The organism is Aeromonas sp. 2MA4 (assembly GCF_029237305.1).
Classification (GTDB): Bacteria; Pseudomonadota; Gammaproteobacteria; order Enterobacterales; family Aeromonadaceae; genus Aeromonas; species Aeromonas salmonicida.
Window position 1 is genome coordinate 14177 of the sequence record NZ_JAACFY010000011.1, and the last position, 23914, is coordinate 38090.

The following is a 23914-nucleotide window of genomic DNA, read 5'->3' on the forward strand; positions in this document are numbered from 1 at the left end:
CCAGGATCTGCCCGTCTAAGAACCTGGGTTCATGGCTCAATTTTCAAGGAGAAGCCGGATGTCGTTTCAACAGGGTGAGTTTCAACAGGCCATCAGACAGATGCCCAAAGAAGTGTACGAGCGGCTCAAGACAGCGGTCGAGCTGGGCAAATGGCCCGATGGCAACCCCCTGAGCGACGAGCAGAAGGCCACCTCCCTGCAGGCCGTGATGGCCTGGCAGGCGATGCACCTCGACAATCCCGAGCACATGAACATAGGCCGGGACGGCGAGATAGTGATGAAGAGCAAGAGCGAGCTCAAGCGTCAGTATCGTGACGAGGAAGAGATAGTGCGGATCGAGATCAGTCACTGAGCCTTGCCGCCAGTCGCGAGCCTGTTCGCATGACATAGCAAAGAGGGGAGCCATAGTGGCTCCCCTCTTTTTTCCTCTCCCCCCTCATGATGAGGAGGCCAGAAGCTGTTCACGACCTGTCGCGAGAAGGCGTCAGCAAGGTGAAGAGCAGCGCAGGAACCGGAGTGTATAGGCATACATGAGCCCTCTTGTTCACAAACAAGCGAGCAGCACATGAGCCTTGATCACGGCTTCGCAGCAAGATCGTAGACAGTTTCTCAGGGCGTCAGCTCGCCGCGCAGGGACTGTTGCATCAGCTCGCGGATGCGGGGTGCAGGCAAGTCTAGGCTCAGCAGGAAGTGCAGCTTGGTGAGCGCCGCCTCGGCAGTCATGTCAAACCCCGAGATAACCCCGGCACGGGAGAGCGCATTGCCGGTGGCATAGCCCCCCATGTTGACCTTGCCGTGCAGGCACTGACTCAAGTTGACTATGATGACGCCGCGGGCAGATGCCTCGGAGAGCAGCGCCAGCATGGCCGGATTCTGCGGCGCATTGCCCACGCCAAACGAGAGCAGGATCAGCGCCTTCACCGGCTGCTGCAATATGTTGGCGATCACCTCGCTGGAGATGCCCGGATAAAGGGTCACCACGCCGATGGGCTGCGGGGTAATGTCGTGCAGCACCAGCGGACGATCGGACGGCTCCCCCAGCTCACCCGCTTCCAGCGAGATGGCGATACCGGCATTGAGCAGTGGCGGATAGTTGGGGGAGTCGAAGGCGTGGAAGCCATCAGCGTGCACCTTCTTGCTGCGGTTGCCACGATAGAGCTGGTTGTTGAAAAACAGCGTCACCTCGTGGATCGGGTAGTTGGCAGCGATATAGAGGGCATTGAGCAGGTTCTGCTGACCATCGGAGCGCAGCTCGGCGAGCGGGATCTGGGAGCCGGTGATGATGACCGGCTTGTGCAGATCTTCGAGCATGAAGGAGAGCGCCGAGGCGGTGAACGACATAGTGTCTGTGCCGTGCAGGATCACGAAACCGTCGTATTTCTCATAATTGTCTTTAATATCCTCAGCGATCCGCTGCCAGTCCGCAGGCGTCATGTCGGAGGAGTCGATAAGGGGGTCATATTCGTGGATATGGTAATCCGGCATCTCGGGTCGATGAAACTCGGGCATCCGCGCCAGACAGTCTTCCATAAAGCCCGCCATCGGCACATAACCGTGGTCGGAACGCTGCATCCCTATGGTACCGCCTGTGTAGGCAATGTAGATGGACTTCTTCACACCCTCTCCTCTTGATGGACCGGAAACTGGCAAATTAATAAAGGAATAAACCGACGACGTCACACCTGACCGGTTTCCTCTTGTGGGCTGGAAACCGGCGAATTATAGAGACTGGCGCCCCAAATGACAGCCGCGAAATAGCAGATCCCGCCCATAATATGACGCCCATCCCAACAGTGTTAAATGTTGCAACAAACACACACCAAGGCTACTTATATGACAAATATGGATTTAAGTGGTGTTTTTTGCTACTATCCGGCGGATTTTTCGTAAATCTCATCTGGATGCCTGATCAATTCAGGCCCGCATCGATCCCATTTCTGCATGGGACCGGGGCTTGCAGCCCCTTCTTTGTTGGCACCTGAGCCACCCTGATTTTTATCCCGGCTGAATCTCTGAGTCTTCATCAGCGAAAGACACAGCCAATCAACATGGGAGTACTGAATGTTACAACTTGATTCCTACGCCACCCTGGTCGCAGCCACTCTGGTGTTGCTGTTCGGCCGTGTGCTGGTGACCCGCGTCGGGTTGCTGCGCACCTTCAACATCCCCAAACCGGTTGCCGGCGGCCTGGTGGTCGCCCTGGTGTTGTTGTTGCTGCGCTCCACCCTGCAGGTGGAACTGCAATTTGATACCAGCCTGCAAACTCCGCTGATGCTGGCCTTCTTCGCCTCCATCGGTCTCTCCGCCGATCTTGCCAGCCTCAAGCGCGGCGGCAAGGCGGTGATCACCTTCCTGATGGTGGTGACCGGCCTGCTGCTGGTGCAAAACAGCCTGGGGGTGGGTCTGGCGACCCTGCTCGGTCTGGACCCGCACATGGGACTGCTGGCCGGTTCCATTACCCTCTCCGGCGGCCACGGTACCGGTGCGGCCTGGAGCGCCACCTTCTCCGAGAAGTACGGGGTGCAATCCGCCGCCGAGCTTGCCATCGCCTGTGCCACCTTCGGCCTGGTACTGGGGGGCCTGATCGGTGGCCCGGTAGCACGCTATCTGGTGAAAAAAGTGCAGGTGCCCGGCGAGGAGCACAACAAGGACGATGCACCACGGGGCTTCGAGATGCCCGACATGGAACGCCCGCTCACCACCTTCAGCCTGATCGAGACCCTGGCACTGATCGCCATCAGCCTGAAAGGGGGCGAAATGCTCTCCGCCTACCTCAAGGGCGGCGCCTTCGAGCTGCCGGTCTTCGTCTGCGTGCTGTTTGTCGGCGTGCTGCTGCGCAACCTGCTGACCCTGCTGAACTGGCACGAAGTGAGCGATCGGGAAGTCTCTTTGCTCGGCAACGTCAGCCTGTCGCTGTTCCTGGCCATGGCGCTGATGAGCCTGAAGCTGTGGGATCTGGCGAGTCTGGCTCTGCCCATCTTCATTTTGCTGGTCGCCCAGACGCTGGCGATGGCACTCTACGCCATCTTCGTCACCTTCAGGGTCATGGGCAGCAACTATGACGCGGCCGTGCTGGCGGCAGGCCACTGCGGCTTCGGCCTGGGGGCCACCCCGACCGCCATTGCCAACATGCAGGCCATTACCCAGCGCTTCGGCCCGTCCCACCTGGCGTTTCTGGTGGTGCCCATGGTGGGTGCCTTCTTCATCGACATCATCAACGCCATGGTGATCAAGTTGTTTATGGCCATGCCTTTCCTGTAAGCACGCCACAACCTGTCTAGTCCTGAAATAGGTTTACACATTTTCGGCTAGCATTTCTCCACTCAGAACCCCCGATGTACTGCATCGGGGGTTCTGTATTTCAACGCATGATGCGGTCGCTCCACGTTGTAGATATCCACCGCCTCACGCACCATCTCCCGCGCTTGCGCCAGGTCCTGTGGGCTTTGCAACAACAACTCTCCTTTCAAAATCCCGTTCACCCGCTCCGCCAACGCATTCTGGTAGCAGTCATACCCATCGGTCATCGAACATCTCACCCCGTACCGTTCATGCAATGACTGATACAAGCCCGAGCAATACTGCACGCCGCGGTCCGAGTGATGGATAAGCCCCTCGCCGCCACGCCGTTGCTTCAGTGCTTTCTTGAACGCCATCGCCACCGACTCTGCGTGCATCCCTTCGTGCACGTGATGGCCCACTATCTTGCGTGAGTAAGCATCCGTCACCAGGCTCAGGTACAGCGGCCCACTCCTGGCTGGCAGATAGGTGATGTCGGCGACCCAGACTTGCTCCGGGGCCACCGGTGTGATCTGCTCCGGCCCCGCCTTGAGCAAGTTGGGATGACGGTAGAAACGGTGAAAACTGTGGGTGGTCTTGTGATACGCCCGCCTGGGCGGCACCAGCAGGCGGTGCTCGGCCAATATCCGAAACAGCCTGTCCCGCCCGACCTTGAGCCACACATCATCCTGACCCTGGAGCAGATAATGCAGCTTGCGGGTGCCGACCCGCGGTTGTCGCAGCCGTACCTGACGCACGAAGCGCACCACCTGCAGCCCCTGAGCATGGCGCACGTCGGCAACCCGATTGCGCTTGTAGTAAGCCTGACGGCTTATTCCCAGAAACAGGCAAGCCCTGACGATGGTCAGCCTCTCGACTTGCCGCTGCGAGAGGACTTGCCGGGTCGCTTTTTTACGATGGAGACACCGTAGTCATGCTTCAGTACATCGACGACGGCCTCAAAGAACTGGGCCTTCTGGCTCATCAGCGCCAACTGCTGCTCGAGCTCTTTGATACGCTGTTCGGGCGTCTGGTTGTCGGGGTCAGGCATGGTGATGCTCCTGCCGGCGCGCACAGAAGCCCCCTGGCTCCAATCTTGCCGACCATGTTTACGCAACCATACCAGAACGGTGGAGCGGCCCTGAACGCCATAACGCGCCTGAGCCTGTTTGTAGGTGAGCTCGCCTTTTTCAATCTGCTCGACCAGCGCCAGTTTAAAAGTCAGCGAGTAATCACGCTGTGTCCGTTTCACACCTTGTCCCATCGGGCTCTCCGTTTATGTGGGGGAAAGGTGTAAACCATATTCAGGACGGGACAACCACAAAATAAAAGCCCCGCACTCGGCCGAGTGCGGGGCTTTTTCATTTCAGTCCGGACAGGCTGCAACCCTGAGTCTTACAGGATAAAGGTCGACACCTGCTGGTTCAGGTCGGTAGCACGACCCTTGAGGCGATGGGCCTGATCCAGATCGCGCATGGCGGCGGCAGTGATCTCGTCACTCACATCCTTGATGGCGGTGGTGTTCTGGGTGATCTCGCCAGTCACCTGGGTCTGCTCCTCGGCGGCGGTGGCGATCTGACCCGCCATGTCGGAGATAAGCGAGACGGCCTGGGTGATCTCTTCCAGCGCGGCAGCGGCGGCATCGGCGTCTTTCACGCTGTTGTCGGCCAGGCCCTGGCTGGTCTGCATCAGGCTGACCGCACGGGCAGTGGTCTGTTGCAGCGTCTCGATAGTGGACTGGATCTCCTGGGTGGAATCCTGGGTACGACGGGACAGCACCCTTACTTCGTCCGCCACCACGGCGAAACCACGACCCTGTTCACCGGCACGAGCCGCTTCGATGGCCGCGTTCAACGCCAGCAGGTTGGTCTGCTCGGCAATGCCCTGAATGGTGGAGAGGATGCCGGAAATGGCCTGGGCGTGACGGCTCAACTCGCCGATCACTGCGGTCGCCTGCCCCACCTCTTCGGCCAGACCGTTGATGGACTGGCGGGTCTGGTTCACCAGCATCTTGCCCTGTTCACTGCTCTGGGCGGATTGCTGGGCAGCAGCGGCCGTGTTCTCGGCGTTGCCGGCGATCTCCATGGTGGCGCTCGCCATCTCGGTGACGGCAGTGGCAACCATGGTCACTTCCTGTTGCTGGCGCTGCAGCTCGTCCACCGAGGCCTGGTTGGTCACCAGACTGCGCTCGGCATCGGCGTTCAGCTCGTTGGCCAGCTTGCGGATGTTGGCGATCAGCTGATGCTGACTGCCGACGAAACGGTTGAAGCTGTTGGCCAGCTGGCCCACTTCGTCGTTGGCGTCGATCTTGATGCGCTGGGTCAAATCACCGTTACCGTCGGCGATGCGGGCCAGGGCCTGGGAGACTTTGGTGAGCGGGCCGAGCAACAGGCTGACCAGCCAGGAGATGGCGAGAATGCTGCCCACCAGCACCAGCAGGGCCAGACCAAGCTGGGTCATCAGCAAGGAGGAGAGCGGCGCCTCCAGGGTAGCCTTGTCCAGCACCAGCACCAATTCCCAGTCGGTATCCGGGATGTCTACTGCCATCAGCAGCTTGTCACGGCCTTCGCTGTCAAAGTAGGCAGGGATCAGGGTATTGCCAGCCTTGCTCTGATCGATGAGGGCATTGGTCAGATCGTTGTCGATCTCGGTGGCCGGCTTCATCGCCTTGGCCGCGTCCTTGTACGCGATGACGGTACCATCCTTGTGCATCATGATGGCAAAACCGTCGGCGGGCAGCTTCATCTTGGTGATGTCTTCTACCAGGGATGCGATGGAGAGGTCACCACCGACCACGCCGCCCTGAGCGGGTTGGGCCAGCGTCACCACCATGATGTTGTAGGCGACGTCCAGATAGGGCTTGGTCACAATGAGGCCGCCCTTGCTCATGGCTTCCTGATACCAGCCACGGGAGCGCGGATCATAACCGCTACGGTTGATGGAAGGATCCGAGTCGTTCATCTTGCCATTGCCCTCACCGAAGTAGGTGAGCTGGAAGCGACCCGACACTTGCGCCTGTTGCAGGGCATTGAGGGGGTCTGCACTGGCCTTGTTACCAAGGGCCTGGATCACGTCGCGACGGGCAGAGAGCCAGTCACTGACGCTGGCTGCCTGCTGGCTGCCCAATCGTTGCACCTGTTCCTGACTGCCTTGCAGCAACAGGGACTTCTGGCTGGTATAGCTCTGCCAGGAGAGCAGCAGGATCACCAATGACAAGGCGATCACCACCGACAAGAGTATCTTCTGCTTGAGTGATAGGTTTTTCATCATGATTTCTTCTTATGAGGTCAGGAACCGGATTTCCCAAAAGAGTGCACAGCACTGCGTAGTTATTAGCGACCCGGCAGGCGAAAACTGAACCTGCAAATGAGTCTGCGGACGATATTTTCCACCGAGTTGGGGAAAACTGCACCAGAAATTGACTACCGGATGCGCACAAGAAGAGGCGACCCTGTTTATTCCTTCCACAATTGGCTAGAATATCCCGTTTTTAAATCACATCGACCCCGAGAGTTTTCACGATGTTTGAAGTCAATCCTGTATTAAACAAACTTAAGGAGCTGTCTGAGAGGACAGAGCTTCTTAGGGGGTACCTTTGACTATGACGCCAAGAAAGAGCGTCTAGAAGAGGTCAACGCCGAGCTGGAACAGCCGGACGTATGGAATGAGCCCGAGCGCGCACAGGCGCTGGGCAAGGAGCGCGTCTCCCTGGAGAACGTGGTCGGCACCATTGACACCCTGACCCAGGGTGCCGAAGACGTCGAGATGCTGGTGAGCCTGGCGGTGGAAGGGGAAGACGAAGATACCTTCAACGAAGCCGTGGCCGAAGCCGATGTACTTGAAACCAAGCTGGTGGATCTGGAATTCCGTCGCATGTTCTCCGGTCAGCACGACGGCTCCGATTGCTACATCGACATCCAGTCCGGCTCAGGTGGTACCGAAGCCCAGGATTGGGCCAACATGGTGCTGCGCATGTACCTGCGCTGGGGCGATGCCCACGGTTACAAGCCGGAACTTATCGAGCTCTCTGACGGCGACGTGGCCGGCATCAAGTCCGCCACCGTCAAGTTCACCGGCGAGTATGCCTTCGGCTGGTTGCGTACCGAAACCGGCGTCCACCGTCTGGTTCGCAAGTCACCGTTCGACTCGGGTGGCCGTCGCCACACCTCATTCTGTTCCGTATTCGTCTATCCCGAGATCGATGATGACATCGACATCGAGATCAACCCGGCCGACCTGCGGATCGACGTCTACCGCGCTTCCGGCGCCGGTGGTCAGCACGTCAACCGGACCGAGTCCGCGGTACGTATCACCCACATCCCGACCGGTGTCGTGGTACAGTGCCAGAACGATCGTTCCCAGCACAAAAACAAAGATCAGTGTATGAAGCAGCTGAAAGCCAAGCTCTACGAGCTGGAAATTCAGAAGCAGAACGCTGAGAAGCAAGCCCTCGAAGAGACCAAGTCCGATATCGGCTGGGGCAGCCAGATCCGTTCCTATGTGCTGGATGATGCACGCATCAAGGATCTGCGCACTGGCGTCGAAACCCGCAATACCCAAGCGGTACTCGACGGCGACCTGGACAAGTTTATCGAAGCTAGCCTGAAATCAGGCCTGTAAAAACAGAACAGCAGGAATCACCATGTCTGAACAAACCACAACTCCGGAAGTCGACCACACTCTCGAACTGAACAACGAGATGACGGAGCGTCGTTCCAAGCTGGCCGCCTTGCGCGCCCAGGGCAACCCCTTCCCCAACGACTTCCGTCGTGACAGCCTCTCTGGCGATCTGCATGCCGAATTTGGCGACAAGAGCGCCGAAGAGCTGGTGGCCTTGGGTAAACAGGTGAAGATTGCCGGTCGCATCATGACCCGCCGGATCATGGGCAAGGCGTCTTTCGCCACCCTGCAGGACATGGCTGGCAAGATCCAGATCTACGTGACCCGTGACGATCTGCCGGAAGGCTTCTACAACGAGCAGTTCAAGAAGTGGGATCTGGGTGACATAGTCGGCGTGGAAGGGACCCTGTTCCGTACCAACACAGGCGAACTCTCGGTACACGTCTCCACCATCCGCCTGCTGACCAAGGCACTGCGTCCGCTGCCCGAGAAGCACAAGGGCCTGACCGACCAGGAAGCACGCTGCCGCCAGCGTTACCTGGATCTGATCGCCAACGAAGAGTCCCGCAAGACCTTCATGATCCGCACCAAAGTGGTTGCCGGCATCCGCAAGTTCTTCAACGACAAGCGCTTCATGGAAGTGGAAACCCCCATGATGCAGGTCATCCCGGGTGGTGCCTCCGCGCGTCCGTTCGTCACTCACCACAATGCGCTGGACATCGACATGTACCTGCGTATCGCCCCCGAGCTTTACCTGAAGCGTCTGGTGGTCGGTGGTTTCGAGCGCGTGTACGAGATCAACCGCAACTTCCGTAACGAAGGTATCTCGGTGCGTCACAACCCCGAGTTCACCATGATCGAGTTCTACATGGCCTATGCCGACTACATCGATCTGATGGACCTGACCGAGGAGCTGCTGCGCACCCTGGCCCAGGACATTCTGGGTGACACCAAGATCCGTTACGCCAAAGAGGGCGAAGAGGGTCTGACCATCGATTTCGGTCAGCCGTTCCAGCGCCTCACCATGGTGGACTCCATCCTGAAGTTCAACCCGGATGTGACCCCGGCGGATCTGGCTACCCTGGAGAGCGCCAAGGCGGTTGCCAAGCGTCTGCACATCGAGCTGATGAAGGGCTGGGAGCTGGGCCACGTGATCACCGCCATCTTCGAAGAGACGGTAGAGCACATGCTGCTGCAACCCACCTTTATCACCGAGTACCCGGCCGCCGTTTCTCCGCTGGCGCGCCGCAACGACGTGAACCCGGACGTGACAGACCGCTTCGAATTCTTCATCGGTGGCCGCGAGCTGGCCAACGGCTTCTCCGAGCTGAACGATGCGGAAGACCAGGCCAAGCGCTTCCAGGATCAGGTGAACCAGAAAGAAGCCGGTGACGACGAAGCCATGTTCTACGACGCCGACTTCGTGACCGCGCTGGAACACGGCCTGCCGCCCACTGCCGGTCAGGGCATTGGTATCGACCGTCTGGTGATGCTGTTCACCAACAGCCACACTATCCGTGACGTCATCCTGTTCCCGGCCCTGCGCCCGCAACAGAAATAAGCTCAGAGTGCAGGCCAGGCCTGTGACTCGATGGCAACGAAACGCCCCGCAACTGCGGGGCGTTTTTTATGGCGAACATTATGGCGACCATAGAGGGGCACACGCTTGTACCTTACAGGGTGGATGGCAGCAGCCACTCCCCCTGCCAGAGGGTCAACGCCTGACCCGACATCAACACGCGATCCCCCTGCAGGACAAGCTTAAGCTCCCCACAGCGCGCCGAGATCTGGCGAGCCCGCAGCTCTCCCTTGCCCAGTCCCTCGGCCCAGAAGGGCACCAGAGCGCAGTGGTTGGAACCGGTGACGGGATCCTCATCCACCCCGACCCAGGGAGCGAAATAGCGGGAGACGAAGTCATCGCCCGCACGGCTGGACGGGGCCGTCACCATCAGCCCCCGCCCAGGCAGGGCACGCAGGGCATGAAAATCCGGTACTAGCCCCCTCACCTCCTCTTCGCTTTCAAGCTCCAGCAGGAACTTGGCCGTGACCACAGAGATCCACCTCGACCTGAGGGGTAAACCAGCGTAGCTGATAGCACGCCGCCCCTGCCGGTGTGAGAAAGGCGGTCTCCGACAGGTTGAACTCGGCCGCCATGGCCTGCAGTCGCGCATCTGGCTGGGCCGGCCCCAGCACCACTACGGCCGGGTTGCCGCCAAAGGGCTGCTGGCTGAAGGCATTGACATGAAACAGTCTGATAGTCGGCATTCGTTTTTCCTGTGACGTCACGACGGGGCTCATTCTTCGCCGTTTATACCATGAAACAGGGCGCAGCCCGAGCAGGCTCAAGACAGGATCCCTTGGGGTTTTAATGCATTAATAGAATAAAAAAGACATTTTTATTCTTTGTTGTTATCCATCACACCCCTTAACCTGACCAAAAATCAGACCATGGAAGACGCGTGTGATGCAATTGAAGGACTCCCTGACCAATCTGGCCCCCCTCTCTGATGAACAACAACGTCAGCTGAACCAGGCATTATCAACCCTCAATACCCAACAACTGGTCTGGGTGAGCGGCTATCTCTACGGTCTCTCCCAATCCGCCAGCCAGCCAGTGGCGGCAACGGGTGCAGTGACAGCACCCGGCGGCAGCCTGACCATTCTCTACGGATCCCAGACCGGCAATGCCAAAGGCGTGGCCAGTGCCATCCAGGCGCAAGCCCAAGCCCGCGGCTTGCCGGTGACCCTCACCTCCATGGCAGATTACAAACCCAAACAGCTAAAGAAAGAGACCCACCTGCTGGTGGTAGTGAGCACTTACGGGGAGGGTGAACCACCGGAGAGCGCGGTCGATCTGTTCGAGCAGCTCAAGAAGGGCAAGGTTGGCAAACTCGAGGGGCTCAAGTTCGCCGTGCTGGGGCTGGGTGACAGCTCATACGAATTTTTCTGCCAGACAGGTCAGGACTTTGACAGCCTGCTGACCAAGGCGGGCGCCGATCGCATTCATGAGCTTGCCAGCCTGGATGTGGACTATCAGGAAGCAGCCAAGGCCTGGGGTGAGCAGGCGGTCAATGCCATTGCTGCCACGCTTTCTGCCGGGGTTGCCACCAGTAGCGTGGCGGGGGCGGTACAAGCGGCTGTCGGTCACAGTCAGTACGACAAGGCTAATCCCTTCCCGGCCCGCCTGTCGGTGAATCAGAAGATCACCGGCCGCGATTCCACCAAGGATATCCGCCATATCGAGATCAGCCTCGAAGAGTCAGGGCTGACCTATCAGCCTGGGGATGCCCTCGGGGTCTGGTTCGACAACGACGCCGACCTGGTGGGGGAAGTACTGGCCCTGGCCGGACGCAGTGGTGACGAAGCCACCGCCCACGGCAGCCTGCGCGAGGTGCTCACCCGCAATCTGGAACTGACCCGGTTGCACGGCGGCTTTATCACGGGGTTGGCAGAGATCTCGGATAACGCAGCGCTCAAAGACCTGGCCGGTGACAAGGCCCAGGTCAATGCCCTGGTCGCCTGTGCCCAGGTGGTGGATGTGCTCAAACGCTTCCCGACCGAACTCAGCCCGGAGCAGTTGACTGGCCTGCTGCGCCCCCTCACCCCTCGCCTCTACTCCATCGCCTCCGCCCAGAGCGAAGTGGAAGAGGAGGTGCATCTCACCGTTGGCGTGGTGCGCTACCCGCAAGAAGATGGCACTGTGCGCAGTGGCGCCGCCTCCTCCTATCTGGCGGACAGGCTGGCCGAAGATGCCGAGGTACGGGTGTTTGTGGAGCACAACGACAACTTCCGCCTGCCGGCCAATCCCGATACCCCCGTCATCATGGTGGGACCGGGCACCGGCATAGCCCCGTTCCGCGCCTTTATGCAGGAGCGCGAGACTCAAGGGGCCGAGGGCAAGAACTGGCTCTTCTTCGGCAATCCCCACTTCACCCAGGACTTTCTCTATCAGCTGGAGTGGCAGCGCTATGTGAAATCGGGCCTGCTGTCGAAGATCTCGCTGGCCTTCAGCCGGGATCAGGCCAACAAGATTTATGTGCAGGACAGACTGCGTGAAGCGGGTCTTGAGCTCTACCAGTGGCTGGAAGCAGGTGCTCACTTCTATGTGTGCGGCGATGCCAACCACATGGCGAAAGATGTGCAGGAAGCCCTGCTGGATGTGATTGCAGAACACGGTCACAAGAGCCGTGAGGAAGCAGAAGAGTATTTGAGCGAATTGCGTCGTGCCAAACGTTATCAAAGGGATGTCTATTGATGAGCAAACAAGTGATTCCGGGACCGGTCGAAGGACCGCTGGCCGACAACGAGCGCCTCAAGCGCGAGAGCAACTTTCTGCGCGGCACCATAGAGCAGGATCTGCAAGACCCGCTCACCGGCGGCTTCAACGGCGACAACTTCCAGCTGATCCGCTTCCACGGCATGTATCAGCAGGATGACAGAGACATACGCCCGGAGCGTACTGCCCAGAAGCTGGAGCCCCTGCACAACGTCATGCTGCGCGCCCGTCTGCCGGGCGGCATCATCACCCCGGCCCAATGGCAGGTGATCGACAAGTTCGCCGAGGAGCACAGCCTGTATGGCAGCATCCGCCTGACCACCCGTCAGACCTTCCAGTTCCACGGAGTATTGAAGCGCGACATCAAGCTGATGCACCAGACCCTCAACAGCACCGGCATAGATTCCATCGCCACCGCAGGCGACGTTAACCGCAACGTGCTCTGCACCAGCAATCCGGTGGAGTCCGAGCTGCATCAGGAAGCCTACGAGTGGGCCACAAAAATCTCCGAGCACCTGCTGCCCAAGACCCGAGCCTATGTCGAGATCTGGCTGGATGGCGAGAAGCTGGGTGGGGACGAGGAGCCGATCCTGGGTTCCAACTACCTGCCGCGCAAATTCAAGACCACAGTGGTGATCCCGCCCCACAACGACGTGGATATCCACGCCAACGATCTCAACTTCGTGGCGATTGCCGAAGGCGGCAAGCTGGTGGGCTTCAACGTGCTGGTGGGCGGGGGGCTCGCCATGACTCACGGCGACACCAGCACCTACCCGCGCAAGGCGAGTGATTTTGGCTTTATTCCCCTCTCCCACGTATTGGAGGTGGCGGCCGCCGTGGTCAGCACCCAGCGTGACTGGGGCAACCGGGTCAACCGCAAGAACGCCAAGACCAAGTACACACTCGAACGTGTTGGAGTCGAGGCCTTCAAGGCCGAGGTGGAGAACCGCGCAGGTATCCCCTTCGCCGAGAGTCGCCCCTATGAATTCACCAGCCGTGGCGATCGCTTCGGCTGGGTCGAAGGGATCGATGGCAAGCACCACCTGACCCTCTTTATCGAGAATGGCCGTTTGCTGGACTTACCCAATAAGCCGCTCAAGACCGGCATGCTGGAAATCGCCAAGATCCACCAGGGGGATTTCCGCCTGACCGCCAACCAGAACCTCATCATCGCCGGCGTCCCTGCTGGCGAGAAGGCGCGCATTGAAGCCCTGGCGCGTCAATACGGCCTGCTGGATGACGGCGTGAGCGAGCAGCGCAAGCAATCCATGGCCTGCGTGGCCCTGCCCACCTGCCCGCTGGCGATGGCCGAGGCCGAGCGTATGCTGCCGGCGTTTGTCACCGACATCGAAGGCTTGCTCACCAAACACGGGCTGGCGGATGACGCCATCATCTTCCGGGTCACCGGCTGCCCCAATGGCTGCGGCCGCGCCATGCTGGCGGAAGTGGGTCTGGTGGGCAAGGCACCGGGCCGCTACAACCTGCACCTGGGTGGCAATCTGGAAGGGACACGCATCCCGCGCCTCTATCAGGAGAACATCACTGAGCCGCAGATCCTGGCCGAGCTGGATCGACTGATCGGCCGCTGGGCTGCCGAACGCACTGCGGCGGAGTGCTTCGGTGACTTCGTGATCCGCACTGGTGTGGTGGCCCCCGTTATCGATTCCGCGAGGGACTTCTATGCCGCTTGATGTCACTGAAAATGGCCGTCTTGACCTGCAAGCCCTGCTGACCCTCGGCCGTGAAGAGCAGACCGAGGCGCTGGCCCCCCTCAACCGGGAGCTGGACACCATGAGCGCCCCCGAGCGGGTGCGCTGGGCGCTGGCGAACCTGCCGGGGGAACATGTGCTGTCATCCAGCTTCGGCATCCAGGCCGCGCTGATGCTGCACCTGGTGAGCAGTGAGCGCAACGACGTACCCGTGGTACTCACCGATACCGGCTATCTCTTCCCCGAGACCTACCGCTTTATCGATGAGCTGACCGAACGGCTGGCGCTCAATCTGAAGATATACAGGGCAGAACTGTCACCAGCCTGGCAGGAGGCGCGTTTCGGCCTGCTGTGGGAGCAGGGGGTGGAGGGGATCACCCGCTACAACCAGCTCAACAAGGTGGAGCCCATGGACCGCGCCCTGAGCGAGCTGGGGGCCCAGACCTGGTTTTCCGGCCTGCGCCGCGAGCAGGCGGGCAGCCGTGGCAAGCTGCCAGTGCTGGCAATCCAGCGCGGGCGCTTCAAGTTCCTGCCTGTCATCGACTGGAGCAACAAGGACGTCTTCTACTACTTCAAGGAGTTCGACCTGCCCTACCACCCACTGTGGGAGCAAGGCTACCTCTCGGTCGGCGACGTGCACACCACCACCAAGTGGGAGCCGGGCATGAGCGAGGAGCAGACCCGCTTCTTCGGCCTCAAGCGCGAGTGCGGCCTGCACGAAGAGAGCGGCGAGCACGACGGCTCAGGTATCTGATCCCTCTTCAGGGTTCTGACAATAAAAAAGCGCCCGGCAACTGCTGGGCGCTTTTATGGGTGATATTCAGCGCGTGAAGGCGCGCCCTGATAGCGTGGCACCTTCTTGCGCCCTGATTATCCGCTTACTTGGCGGCGCGAGCCTGAGTCAACCAGTCGTTGACCAGGGCTTCGTGTCCCTTGATCCAGGCATTAGCATGACGCTCAATATCTGCCGGCTTGTTCTGCCCCTGCTTCATCAAACCGTTTTGCACGTTGATGTCATTGATGGGCAGCTTCATTTCAGCAAACAGCTTGGCGGCAGCAGGGTTTTCCTCGGCGAACGCCTTGTTGGCAACTATGTGCATGGTATTCATCTCAAAACCATAGTTTTTGCCATTCGCTAACTTGGTGTCACCCTTACGCCCCTCTGGCAAAGCGGTATAAGGCACTTCCAGCCATACCACATCCTTGCCCGGCACCAGCTCGCCGCTTACCCAGTAAGGCGTCCAGGTGTAGTAAAACACCGGTTTGTGTTCCTTGTAACGAGTGATGGTGTCGGCAATGATGGCCGAGTAATTCCCCTGTTGATGAGTCACAGTCTGATCCAGACCGTAAGTCTTGAGCTGATGATTGATCACCATCTCGCAGCCCCAGCCCGGGTTGCAACCAGCCAGGTCAGCCTTGCCATCACCATCACTGTCAAACAGCGCAGCGAGCTTGGGATCCTTCAACTGGGCTATGTTGGTGATGCCGTATTTGTCGGCAGTGACCTTGTCGATGAGATAGCCCTGGGCCGCGCCGGTTACATAAGTTCCCTTCCGGTAGAACTTGGCATCATCCCCGGCCTTCTCATACTTGTCTTTGTGGAGCGGATTCCAGTTGAACGTGAGAAAGGTCGCATCGCCGCTGGCGACCGAGGCATAACCCACATTGTAATCCGCCTCTTTGGCAGATTTGACGTCATAGCCCAGCTCACCCAGCAGCTTGCTCACCAGCAGGGTCTGAAACGCCTCCTCCGGCACAGTGCTCTGGATGGGTTGAACTGTCACGCCGGCCATGGCGGCCGTGCTCAGCAACAGAGTACCCAGCGTCAATCCCTTGGTGATGGTTTTCATACATTTTCTCCTTTAGTGTGAGTCTTGTTGCGCTGCCCGAACGGTGCGAGCAGCAAGGCAATCGGGCCATGCTGATACCAGCGGCCGACATGCCCGGAATTGGACTGACCCATCGCCTGAGTCATACGATCCAGTACTATGGCAAGCAGGACTATGCCAAGCCCCCCCACCGAAGCCATCCCCATGTCGAGACGACCGATACCGCGCAATACCATCTGCCCCAGGCCACCCACGGCTATCATGGACGCAATGACCACCATGGAGAGGGAGAGCATCAGCGACTGATTGACCCCGGCCATGATGGTGGGCATGGCAAGCGGCAGTTGCACCTTGAACAACAGTTGGGAGGGACTGGCACCAAATGAGTGACCTGCTTCAACAAGGTCCTCAGGTACCTGACGAATACCCAAAATGGTCAACCTGATCATCGGCGGCAGCGCGAAAATAATGGTGACGACGACCCCGGGCACATTACCAATACCGAACAACATAACGATGGGAATGAGGTAGACGAAAGCCGGGGTAGTTTGCATGGCATCCAGCAGCGGCCGGGTCCAGGCTGTTGCCTTTTCGCTACGAGCCAGCAAAATGCCCACCGGCAGCCCGATCAAAATGCAGAAGAAGAGCGAGGTCAGTACCAGCGACAGGGTCACCATGGCATCAGACCAGGCACCAATGAGACCTATACCAATCAGCGAGACCAGTGTTCCCAACGCCATTCGCCCACTGACCAGTTGCCAGGCCACCAGAGTCAAGAGACCAACCATGATGGAAGAAGGAATACTCTGCAGCGCGCTGGTCAGCGCATTTAGCGTCACTTCGACCGGAGCCCGGATGATCTGGAACAGGGGGCGGAAGTTGCTCACCAACGCGCCAATACCCTGTTCAACCCAACGGTCGAGTGGTACCCAGGCATGCTGGAAAGGATCCAAAGGGTCAAAAGCGGGCTCTTCCGCCTTCGAGACGATCTCGGTCTGCCAGTCATTGCTGGCTACCGCAGTCTCGGTTGTACTGCCCCAAGGATCTGCTGCTGCATCCGTTACCTCGCTGCTGACCACACTATCCTGAGCATTGGCGGTTACCTCTTCAGCCCAGGCCGGATTGCTTGCCAGCAGCAGGGCCGCCAGACAGAGAGAAATTAGTTGCTTCATGCCGGTGTACTCCTGTCCAGGGTGTTGAGTAGATTCGCCTTTGAGATAAGACCCAGATAGGTTCCATCCTCCTCAATGACCGGCACCTGACAAGGTGCAGCCGCCACCAGACTGATCAACTCATGCAGCGGGGTATCCGCTAATAACGGCGTCACTTCATCCAGTAAGGCCTGTTCAAGACTCCCCTTGCTGGCCACTGTGCGCGCAAGAGACGCGAGGGATACCACGCCGACAAAATGACGACTGCGATCCACCACATAACCAAATTCGCGATCCTGCTCCTTGAGTTGACGCAGGGCATTAGCCGGGCCATCCGTGGTGTGCTTCTTGATAAGCGGCATCTGCTTGCGGCTGACGATATCGCGGGCACTGAACACATTGGCCAGATCCACGCCGCGAAAGAAGGCACGCACATAATCGTTGGCCGGTTGGCTCAGGATCTCGTCGGGTGTCCCGATCTGGATCACCTGACCGTCCTGCATGATGGCGATGCGATCACCGATGCGCATCGCTTCATCCAGATCGTGGGAGATAAAGACGATGGTGCGCTGATGGCTGGCCTGCAGCTTGAGCAGTTCATCCTGCATCTCGGTGCGGATCAGCGGATCCAGCGCGGAGAAAGCCTCATCCATCAACAGTATGTCGGGGTCATTGGCCAGTGCGCGGGCCAGACCAACCCTTTGCTTCATGCCACCGGAGAGGGCATCGGGGAAGGAGTCCACCCACTGGCCCAGACCCACCTGATTGAGTGCCTGGCGGGCACTTTCCTGGCGTTCGAGAAGCGGCACACCGGCCAGCTCCAGACCAAAGGCGGCATTTTCCAGCACGCTCAGATGAGGCATGAGGGCAAAAGATTGGAACACCATACTGATCTTCTTGCGCCTTACCTGACGCAGCTCGCTGTCCGAGATGGCGGCGATGTCCTCACCGTCGATCAACACCTGACCACGGGTCGGCTCGATAAGACGGTTGAAGAGACGCACCAGGGTAGATTTGCCCGAACCGGACAAGCCCATTACCACAAAGATTTCTCCCTCGTGGATGGCGAGATCCACCCCATGCACACCCAGGGTTTGACCCGTCTTTTTCAAAATGCTGGCGCGGTCGTGCCCTTTCTCCAGCAATTTGAAGACTTTCTCCGGCTGTTCTCCGAAGATTTTATAGAGTGATTTGACTTCGAGTTTGACTGTCATACTGTCCTATTTTTATTGTCGGCATCTTGATAATTAACCCGCCGAACGCTAACCAATTACTTACTACACTAAGCAACTTACACCAAAAACGAAAGAACCATAAGAGTCCACATAAAAAAATGAAAACATAAGATATTGATTTTAATCATTTATTTTTGACAATAAAAACCCACAAATCGACAAGCATGACCCATACCAGCATACTTTTTTGATTAGATAACTAATATATTAATCGCCCTTGTTAGGGCAAAATCCAATGGAGTCGGGCTGTTATGGTGCGATTCTCGGATGCAGTGATCCCCTCGCAGGAAAAACCTGCAAAATCATTACAACCCTAATGATTTGATTGGGGAGAAAAGAGACAGAAAGAGGAGGAAGAGCCAAGTGCAGCCCTGATAGATGGGATGTCTCTCGGGCTGCCCAGTTGCAGCAAGGAAAAAGGCCCCTTGTGCAGCACAGGGGGCCTTTCATTTTCAACGGTGATCCAGAGCTATCAGCGCCGCTGCCAGGTTTCGAAGCAGTAGGGATGAGGATTCTTCTCGTCGGGCTCATGGGGTTCGCGCTCAACGCAATGCCACTCGTCCTCCTCGAAGGCGGGGAAGCGGGTATCCCCGGCCACCGCCAAATCGATTCTGGTCAGATAGAGGCTGTCGGCCCGTGGCAGCAGCTGGCCATAGAGATGACCACCGCCGATCACCATCAGCTCGTCCACATTCCCGGCGCTTGCCAGCAGCGCCAACGCGGCCTCGACAGAATCGACTACCTCCACACCGTCGGCCTGGTAATCGGGATTGCGGCTGATCACCAGATTGCGCCGCCCTGGCAGCGGCCGACCAATGGATTCAAAGGTCTTGCGCCCCATCAACACAGGCTTGCCCAGGGTCACCCGCTTGAAGTGGGCCAGATCCGCCGGCAGGTGCCAGGGCATCTGGTTATCCAGGCCTATCACGCGATCGTGCGCCATGGCGGCAATCATGGAAATCTTCATGGGGTCAGCCTCTCACTGCGTCTGTCAAATAATGGGCCGGTTACGGTACACGACCAGGGAGGGGATCGCCAAACCGAAACTGAGAGCCCCCACGATAAACAGTGCCTTGAGGCCGTTCTCCACCGCGCTCTGGATAAGCTCCATGGTCACCCCCGAGATATTGAGCTCCACCACGGCGATCATGGTCTTGAACGCATAGCTGCCGGGGATCATGGGAATGATGGAGGCGACGCTGAACACGGGCCGTGGCGCCAGCAGGCGACGGGACCAGTAGACACAGACAAAGCCGACCGTGGTCGCCGCCGCCAGGGTCGCCCACTCGATGGGCATGCCGTAATGGATGAGCAGGGTACGCAAGCTGTGGGCCAGGGCACCGCCCATGGCGCAGTACTTCAACATGCGCGGCGGCACGTTGAACAACATGGCAAACCCTACCGCCGGAATGGAAGACCAGAAGGCATCCTTGGCCAGTAGCCAGAGCAGATCCATCATACCTTCCCCCCCCAGATACCGGTCACCGACATGGCCAGAATGATGCCGAGGTTGATCCGCGCGCTGATGGTCAGCAGGTCAAGTCCGTTCCTGCTGGCCAATACAGAGTAAAAGTCCTTCATACCTTCCACCCCCAGATACCGGTCACCGACATGACCAGAATGATGCCGATGTTGATCCGCGCGCTGATGGTCAGCAGGTCAAGTCCGTTCCTGCTGGCCAATACAGAGTCAAAGTCCTTCATACCTTCCACCCCCAGATACCAGTGACCGACATGGCCAGAATGATGCCAATGGCGGCACTGATGGTAAGCAGGGTTGCCGTACCCCAGCGCGCAAGCCCCATGTTGAAGTAACCCTTCACCATGTCGGAAACAGCATTGATGAGCGGGAAACCCGGCACCAGCAAGAGCACGCTGGCTGCCATGGCGAGATAGGGCTGGGCGCCCCAGTTGAAGAAGGTGGCGCTGGAAGAGAGCAAGGTGGCGATAAAACCGGTCACGGCAAAGTTGATGAGCGGGCTGTGGTGATGACGGGCGATCAGCTGGCGCACCCGCATCGCTACGGCAGCGGAGAGACAGGTCACCATGAAGATGGGCCAGTCACCTCCAAACAACAGGCTGAAGGCGCCGCAGGAGAGCCCCACCATGGGGACCACCAGCCAGGGGTGGTAATGAAACGGCACTATGCCATCGAGCCGCAGACGCACCTCTCGTGCCCCTATCAGCTCCTTTTCCGCCATGATGCAGATACGCTGGATTTCGCACACCACCTGCATGTTGATACCGTGTTCCCGCACCCGGCGGGTAGTGGTGACACAACTGCCCTGATAGAGGCTGGTGAGCACTATGGCACTGGAGGAGATGGCCATCTCGACGCTCTCCAGCCCAAGCGCCATGCCCAGCCGGACCGTGGTCTGCTCTATGATGCGGCTCTCCGCCCCGAACTGGGCCAGCATCTGACCCGCCTTGACGATGATGCGGGTGATCTCTGTCTGTTGCTCCCGCGACAGCACCCGCCTTGGTGTGATACTTCTCATAATCCCTTCGAGTCGTAGCAAATTTAAAGTATCGCCATATTAGCCTAACTGTCGGCGCCATTCATCCACACCGATCACGGCAATAATCAATTTTTAATAAAACAGCTTACGCCACTAAAATACATCAAATGGATTACAAATAACTCCAGATAAATTAACGTCACCAAGCGAGCCTCACCTGGTAACGAATATAATATCTAAAATAATATTTAGCTGAATTATTAATGAAGGGCGTTATTTCTTCTTGTGGTAATAATCAAAGAAAGAAACAACATTATTTTCCCTATAGACGGGCGCCTGATCGGCATAGAGATTGGCATTGAGCTGGATCATCTCGCTGCGCATGGAATAAAAGGAGTCGTGCATCATGGCCGCAATACGAATACAGCTGTCCATGTTGTTCTTGGCCAATTTCCGCTGGCAGTCGATGCGAAACTGCAGGCCGCGCAGCCGCTGTTGCTGCTCTGGGCTGACCCGGTCGATCAAGCCCTCTATCTGCTGGCGCAGCAACTCGTCGAGCCGCTCGGGCTCAGCCACAGCCAACCGTCTCAAGGTATCAAAATCAGGCAACTCCATATGCCCTCCCGCGGCCAGCCGCTGCATGGTGATACTCAAACAACAACGATCAGCTCATAATTCAACCAACCGTATAAGAAGTTATATAAGACGATTACCCGCCTGGTTCAATCCATACAGTCTTCTTTCGAACCCGATTGCGCCAAAAAATGACGGCAGCGGCAAGCTGCCACTGGCTTATTCGTTATGGATCAACCGATTATTCCTGAATATTTTCACTGGACCTGTTTATACATTTTTATGGCGACGACACCCTAGCCTTATGTCTTATTGAAAGGGAACCTGCAATATTGCTTTTCATTCGGCACTCAATGTTGAGCACCACACTCGCCGATACCTGGCCTCGTTTAACATATCTCACTGATTATGTTATTTTATTTGCCACTTATTCAGCGCAACCAAGAGCAGACCATGAGCAAGGCAAAAATCGGCATCGTCACCGTCAGCGATCGCGCCAGTGCAGGCATCTACGAAGACCTCTCCGGCAAGGCCATCATAGAGACGCTGGGCGCGTATCTGACCTCTGAATGGGAACCCGCCTATCAGGTGATCCCGGATGAACAGGATCAGATTGAAGCAACCCTGATCCGGCTGGCAGACGAGGAGCAGTGCTGCCTCATTGTCACCACGGGCGGTACCGGCCCGGCCAAACGGGATGTGACCCCGGAGGCCACGGAGGCGGTGTGCGATCGCATGATGCCGGGCTTTGGCGAGCTGATGCGGGCCGAGTCCCTCAAGTTCGTGCCAACCGCCATTTTGTCGCGCCAGACCGCCGGCCTGCGCGGCAGTTCGCTCATCGTCAACCTGCCGGGCAAGCCCAAGTCCATCCGTGAGTGCCTGGATGCGGTCTTCCCCGCCATCCCCTACTGCATCGACCTCATGGATGGGCCCTACCTCGAGTGCGATGAAGCAGTGATCAAGCCGTTTCGCCCCAAGAAATAGGTAAATGGACGGGGGATGTGAACCCCCGTCCATCTCTTATTTGCGGCCGTATACCTTGACCCCGGCCTTGCTCCCCTCCGAATTGCCATAGACCTCGATCCGCTTGATGCATAGGCGGCTGCCGAGGGATTTCCAGTCCGACTCCTGATCCGCTTTCAGATCCTTGTCAAAAGTGAGGGTCTTGCTGCTGTCGTTGCCATAAAACACCTTGACCCGGTCAAGGGTCAATTCCCGTCCTGCCTTGACCATGATGGACTTGGCAGGTCGGCAGACGATGATAGGAATAATGGCGGCATGGTCGCCCACTCCCAGCAAGAGAGTCTTGCCCAGCCGAAATTCATCATCGGCCATGGCCGGCGCAGGCAGCGCCAATAAAAGGGTGGACAGCAAGAGCGCATTGAAGCCGCGGCGCAGGTGGGGTTGAACAGAGAAAACAGCAGATGGAACAGACATTATGCCTCCCTAAAAATGGGAGGCATCTTAATTCATCAAGACCAAACCCAGGCTGTACAGGCGCCCTGCCCGCAGGCAAGGCGCATGGCTTCAGGACCAGCGTTTGAAGATGAGGGAGGTGTTGATGCCGCCGAAGGCGAAGTTGTTGGACATCAGATAGTCCACCGCCAACGCGCGACCGTTGCCCACCACATGATCCAGCGGGGCACAGGCCGGATCCGGCTCGGTCAGATTGATGGTGGGGGCAAACCAGCCCTCCTGCATCATCTCCAGCGACAGCCATGCCTCAACGGCACCGCAGGCCCCCAGGGTATGACCGAAGAAGCTCTTGAGCGACGAGATAGGCGTCTTGTCGCCAAAGATGGCGGCGGTGGCGTGGCTCTCGGCAATGTCGCCCCGCTCGGTGGCCGTGCCGTGGGCGCTGATGTAGCCGATGTCGGCCGGTAGCAGCCCTGCCTGGGCCAGCGCCATCTCCATGCAGAGCTGCATGGTCTCCTGCTGGGGCTGGGTCACATGGGCAGCGTCGCAGTTGGTGGCAAACCCCACCAGCTCGGCGATGATGGTGGCTCCACGCGCCTGCGCATGTTCCAGCTCCTCCAGCACCAGGGTGCCCGCCCCCTCGCCTATCACCAGCCCGTCCCGCTGCCGATCGAACGGCCGCGGCGCCAGCTCTGGGTTGTCGTTCATCTGGCTGGTGGCAAACAGGGTATCGAACACCACGGCTTCAGACGGGCAGAGCTCCTCCGCCCCGCCGGCCACCATCAGGGTCTGATAGCCGTGCTTGATGGACTCGTAGGCGTAGCCAATCCCCTGGCTGCCGGAGGTGCAGGCGCTGGAGGTGGGGATCACCCGCCCGCGCAGGCCGAAGAAGAGGCCGGTATTGACCGCCGCCGTGTGCGGCATCATCTGCACATAGGTGGTGGCCGTGATGCTGGAGGTGCTCTTGTCGTTGAGCATGACCCCGAAGGCGCGGATGGGATCCGTGCTGCCAGTGGAGGAGCCATAGGCGATGCCGGTGCGACCGCCGGTCAGCACAGGGTGGTCGATAAGCCCAGCCCGCGCCAGCGCCAGCTCGGTGGCCACGGTCGCCAGCTGGGAGACTCGCCCCATGGCCCGGGTCTTCTTGCGTGGATAGTGGGCAGGCAGCACAAAGTCGGTAATGGGCGCCGCCAGCCGGGTGTTGAGCCCCTCGTAGATGGCCCACTCTGGCATGGTCACCACCGCATTGCGCCCCGCCTGCAACTTTGCCCGCACACTTGGCCAGTCCTGGCCGAACGCCGTCACCCCGGCCATGCCGGTTACTACTACCCGCTTCATACCATACCGCCATTCACAGAGATGATCTGG

General features: G+C 58.6%; 22 protein-coding genes and 1 pseudogene. 8 read left to right on the forward strand and 15 right to left on the reverse strand.

Features of this window, described 5'->3' with window-relative positions:
- Positions 1 to 58: 58 nt before the first annotated feature.
- Positions 59 to 352 (forward strand): DUF1315 family protein, encoded by a 294-nt coding sequence (locus GWQ31_RS12425; protein WP_275909480.1) that lies wholly within the window; start codon positions 59 to 61, stop codon positions 350 to 352.
- Between the two features lie 257 nt (positions 353 to 609).
- Here GWQ31_RS12425 and ansA read toward each other — a convergent pair whose 3' ends face one another.
- Positions 610 to 1617 (reverse strand): asparaginase, encoded by a 1008-nt coding sequence (gene ansA / locus GWQ31_RS12430; RefSeq protein WP_113719925.1) that lies wholly within the window; start codon positions 1615 to 1617, stop codon positions 610 to 612.
- 444 nt (positions 1618 to 2061) lie between these two features.
- On the opposite strand from ansA, the gene gltS reads away from it, so the two are divergent.
- Entirely contained in the window at positions 2062 to 3261 is a 1200-nt protein-coding gene (gene gltS, locus GWQ31_RS12435; protein WP_021138094.1) for a sodium/glutamate symporter, read from the forward strand.
- 62 nt (positions 3262 to 3323) lie between these two features.
- Here the strand turns inward: gltS and GWQ31_RS12440 are convergent.
- Positions 3324 to 4543 (reverse strand): IS3 family transposase gene (locus GWQ31_RS12440; RefSeq protein WP_275909481.1). Its coding sequence is split into 2 segments (ribosomal slippage): positions 3324 to 4195 and positions 4195 to 4543, totalling 1221 coding nucleotides; the frame shifts between segments, so codons are not numbered across the junction.
- A 131-nt stretch (positions 4544 to 4674) separates the two neighbouring features.
- Positions 4675 to 6546 carry a methyl-accepting chemotaxis protein gene (locus GWQ31_RS12445; RefSeq protein WP_159167562.1) on the reverse strand — a complete coding sequence of 624 codons (1872 nt, stop codon included), beginning with the start codon at positions 6544 to 6546 and terminating at the stop codon, positions 4675 to 4677.
- 254 nt (positions 6547 to 6800) lie between these two features.
- Between GWQ31_RS12445 and prfB the strand changes: the two genes are divergently transcribed.
- Positions 6801 to 7899 (forward strand): peptide chain release factor 2 gene (prfB, locus tag GWQ31_RS12450; RefSeq protein ID WP_096118696.1). Its coding sequence is split into 2 segments (ribosomal slippage): positions 6801 to 6875 and positions 6877 to 7899, totalling 1098 coding nucleotides; the frame shifts between segments, so codons are not numbered across the junction.
- Between the two features lie 22 nt (positions 7900 to 7921).
- A complete protein-coding gene (gene lysS, locus GWQ31_RS12455) occupies positions 7922 to 9460 on the forward strand; it encodes a lysine--tRNA ligase (protein WP_021138091.1) in 1539 nt (512 codons plus the stop codon).
- Between the two features lie 112 nt (positions 9461 to 9572).
- Here the strand turns inward: lysS and GWQ31_RS12460 are convergent.
- A pseudogene (locus tag GWQ31_RS12460) lies at positions 9573 to 10164 on the reverse strand (PhzF family phenazine biosynthesis protein).
- 199 nt (positions 10165 to 10363) lie between these two features.
- On the opposite strand from GWQ31_RS12460, the gene GWQ31_RS12465 reads away from it, so the two are divergent.
- The 3 genes from GWQ31_RS12465 to GWQ31_RS12475 are packed head-to-tail and all read left to right on the forward strand — an operon-like array spanning position 10364 to position 14638.
- A complete protein-coding gene (locus GWQ31_RS12465) occupies positions 10364 to 12154 on the forward strand; it encodes an assimilatory sulfite reductase (NADPH) flavoprotein subunit (RefSeq protein WP_275909531.1) in 1791 nt (596 codons plus the stop codon).
- Positions 12154 to 13866 carry an assimilatory sulfite reductase (NADPH) hemoprotein subunit gene (gene cysI, locus GWQ31_RS12470; RefSeq protein ID WP_275909482.1) on the forward strand — a complete coding sequence of 571 codons (1713 nt, stop codon included), beginning with the start codon at positions 12154 to 12156 and terminating at the stop codon, positions 13864 to 13866. Before GWQ31_RS12465 ends, cysI begins: the two co-directional genes overlap by 1 nt.
- Positions 13856 to 14638 (forward strand): phosphoadenylyl-sulfate reductase, encoded by a 783-nt coding sequence (locus GWQ31_RS12475; protein ID WP_059168135.1) that lies wholly within the window; start codon positions 13856 to 13858, stop codon positions 14636 to 14638. The genes cysI and GWQ31_RS12475 overlap by 11 nt, the downstream gene beginning before the upstream one ends.
- Positions 14639 to 14762: 124 nt before the next feature.
- Here GWQ31_RS12475 and proX read toward each other — a convergent pair whose 3' ends face one another.
- The 9 genes from proX to GWQ31_RS12520 all read right to left on the reverse strand — a co-directional run bounded on the left by proX (position 14763) and on the right by GWQ31_RS12520 (position 21172).
- Positions 14763 to 15734, reverse strand: coding sequence for a glycine betaine/L-proline ABC transporter substrate-binding protein ProX (gene proX, locus GWQ31_RS12480; protein WP_111588427.1), 972 nt, complete (start codon positions 15732 to 15734; stop codon positions 14763 to 14765).
- Positions 15731 to 16885: a glycine betaine/L-proline ABC transporter permease ProW gene (gene proW, locus GWQ31_RS12485; RefSeq protein ID WP_234576559.1), complete on the reverse strand. Its 1155-nt coding sequence runs from the start codon at positions 16883 to 16885 to the stop codon at positions 15731 to 15733. Before proW ends, proX begins: the two co-directional genes overlap by 4 nt.
- Positions 16882 to 18078: a glycine betaine/L-proline ABC transporter ATP-binding protein ProV gene (proV, locus tag GWQ31_RS12490; RefSeq protein WP_111588425.1), complete on the reverse strand. Its 1197-nt coding sequence runs from the start codon at positions 18076 to 18078 to the stop codon at positions 16882 to 16884. Before proV ends, proW begins: the two co-directional genes overlap by 4 nt.
- Positions 18079 to 18571: 493 nt before the next feature.
- Positions 18572 to 19066, reverse strand: coding sequence for a type 3 dihydrofolate reductase (folA, locus tag GWQ31_RS12495; protein WP_058393715.1), 495 nt, complete (start codon positions 19064 to 19066; stop codon positions 18572 to 18574).
- A gap of 24 nt (positions 19067 to 19090) precedes the next feature.
- Positions 19091 to 19558: a threonine/serine exporter family protein gene (locus tag GWQ31_RS12500; protein ID WP_021138083.1), complete on the reverse strand. Its 468-nt coding sequence runs from the start codon at positions 19556 to 19558 to the stop codon at positions 19091 to 19093.
- Positions 19555 to 19680: a hypothetical protein gene (locus tag GWQ31_RS12505; protein WP_275909483.1), complete on the reverse strand. Its 126-nt coding sequence runs from the start codon at positions 19678 to 19680 to the stop codon at positions 19555 to 19557. The genes GWQ31_RS12500 and GWQ31_RS12505 overlap by 4 nt, the downstream gene beginning before the upstream one ends.
- Entirely contained in the window at positions 19677 to 19802 is a 126-nt protein-coding gene (locus GWQ31_RS12510; RefSeq protein ID WP_275909484.1) for a hypothetical protein, read from the reverse strand. The genes GWQ31_RS12505 and GWQ31_RS12510 overlap by 4 nt, the downstream gene beginning before the upstream one ends.
- Positions 19799 to 20596 (reverse strand): threonine/serine exporter family protein, encoded by a 798-nt coding sequence (locus GWQ31_RS12515; protein ID WP_275909485.1) that lies wholly within the window; start codon positions 20594 to 20596, stop codon positions 19799 to 19801. The genes GWQ31_RS12510 and GWQ31_RS12515 overlap by 4 nt, the downstream gene beginning before the upstream one ends.
- A 234-nt stretch (positions 20597 to 20830) precedes the next feature.
- The gene (locus GWQ31_RS12520) at positions 20831 to 21172 is read right to left on the reverse strand and encodes a DUF3135 domain-containing protein (RefSeq protein ID WP_059168138.1); all 342 of its coding nucleotides are present in this window, start codon (positions 21170 to 21172) and stop codon (positions 20831 to 20833) included.
- Between the two features lie 411 nt (positions 21173 to 21583).
- Between GWQ31_RS12520 and mog the strand changes: the two genes are divergently transcribed.
- Positions 21584 to 22114 (forward strand): molybdopterin adenylyltransferase, encoded by a 531-nt coding sequence (gene mog, locus GWQ31_RS12525; RefSeq protein ID WP_275909486.1) that lies wholly within the window; start codon positions 21584 to 21586, stop codon positions 22112 to 22114.
- Positions 22115 to 22150: 36 nt separating this feature from the next.
- On the opposite strand, the gene GWQ31_RS12530 is transcribed toward mog, so the two are convergent.
- Positions 22151 to 22567 (reverse strand): DUF2541 family protein, encoded by a 417-nt coding sequence (locus GWQ31_RS12530; protein WP_271774323.1) that lies wholly within the window; start codon positions 22565 to 22567, stop codon positions 22151 to 22153.
- Positions 22568 to 22657: 90 nt separating this feature from the next.
- The gene (locus tag GWQ31_RS12535) at positions 22658 to 23884 is read right to left on the reverse strand and encodes a beta-ketoacyl-ACP synthase (RefSeq protein WP_271774322.1); all 1227 of its coding nucleotides are present in this window, start codon (positions 23882 to 23884) and stop codon (positions 22658 to 22660) included.
- Positions 23885 to 23914 lie beyond the last annotated feature (30 nt).

Coding starts and splice junctions, on each gene's coding strand:
- gltS (WP_021138094.1), top strand. CDS start 2,062: ATGTTACAACTTGATTCCTACGCCACCCTGGTCGCAGCCACTCTGGTG.
- mog (WP_275909486.1), top strand. CDS start 21,584: ATGAGCAAGGCAAAAATCGGCATCGTCACCGTCAGCGATCGCGCCAGT.
- GWQ31_RS12500 (WP_021138083.1), bottom strand. CDS start 19,558: ATGATGGATCTGCTCTGGCTACTGGCCAAGGATGCCTTCTGGTCTTCC.
- proV (WP_111588425.1), bottom strand. CDS start 18,078: ATGACAGTCAAACTCGAAGTCAAATCACTCTATAAAATCTTCGGAGAA.
- GWQ31_RS12520 (WP_059168138.1), bottom strand. CDS start 21,172: ATGGAGTTGCCTGATTTTGATACCTTGAGACGGTTGGCTGTGGCTGAG.
- folA (WP_058393715.1), bottom strand. CDS start 19,066: ATGAAGATTTCCATGATTGCCGCCATGGCGCACGATCGCGTGATAGGC.
- GWQ31_RS12510 (WP_275909484.1), bottom strand. CDS start 19,802: ATGAAGGACTTTGACTCTGTATTGGCCAGCAGGAACGGACTTGACCTG.
- GWQ31_RS12445 (WP_159167562.1), bottom strand. CDS start 6,546: ATGAAAAACCTATCACTCAAGCAGAAGATACTCTTGTCGGTGGTGATC.
- GWQ31_RS12505 (WP_275909483.1), bottom strand. CDS start 19,680: ATGAAGGACTTTTACTCTGTATTGGCCAGCAGGAACGGACTTGACCTG.
- GWQ31_RS12530 (WP_271774323.1), bottom strand. CDS start 22,567: ATGTCTGTTCCATCTGCTGTTTTCTCTGTTCAACCCCACCTGCGCCGC.
- lysS (WP_021138091.1), top strand. CDS start 7,922: ATGTCTGAACAAACCACAACTCCGGAAGTCGACCACACTCTCGAACTG.
- GWQ31_RS12465 (WP_275909531.1), top strand. CDS start 10,364: ATGCAATTGAAGGACTCCCTGACCAATCTGGCCCCCCTCTCTGATGAA.
- proW (WP_234576559.1), bottom strand. CDS start 16,885: ATGAAGCAACTAATTTCTCTCTGTCTGGCGGCCCTGCTGCTGGCAAGC.
- proX (WP_111588427.1), bottom strand. CDS start 15,734: ATGAAAACCATCACCAAGGGATTGACGCTGGGTACTCTGTTGCTGAGC.
- cysI (WP_275909482.1), top strand. CDS start 12,154: ATGAGCAAACAAGTGATTCCGGGACCGGTCGAAGGACCGCTGGCCGAC.
- GWQ31_RS12425 (WP_275909480.1), top strand. CDS start 59: ATGTCGTTTCAACAGGGTGAGTTTCAACAGGCCATCAGACAGATGCCC.
- GWQ31_RS12535 (WP_271774322.1), bottom strand. CDS start 23,884: ATGAAGCGGGTAGTAGTAACCGGCATGGCCGGGGTGACGGCGTTCGGC.
- GWQ31_RS12515 (WP_275909485.1), bottom strand. CDS start 20,596: ATGAGAAGTATCACACCAAGGCGGGTGCTGTCGCGGGAGCAACAGACA.
- GWQ31_RS12475 (WP_059168135.1), top strand. CDS start 13,856: ATGCCGCTTGATGTCACTGAAAATGGCCGTCTTGACCTGCAAGCCCTG.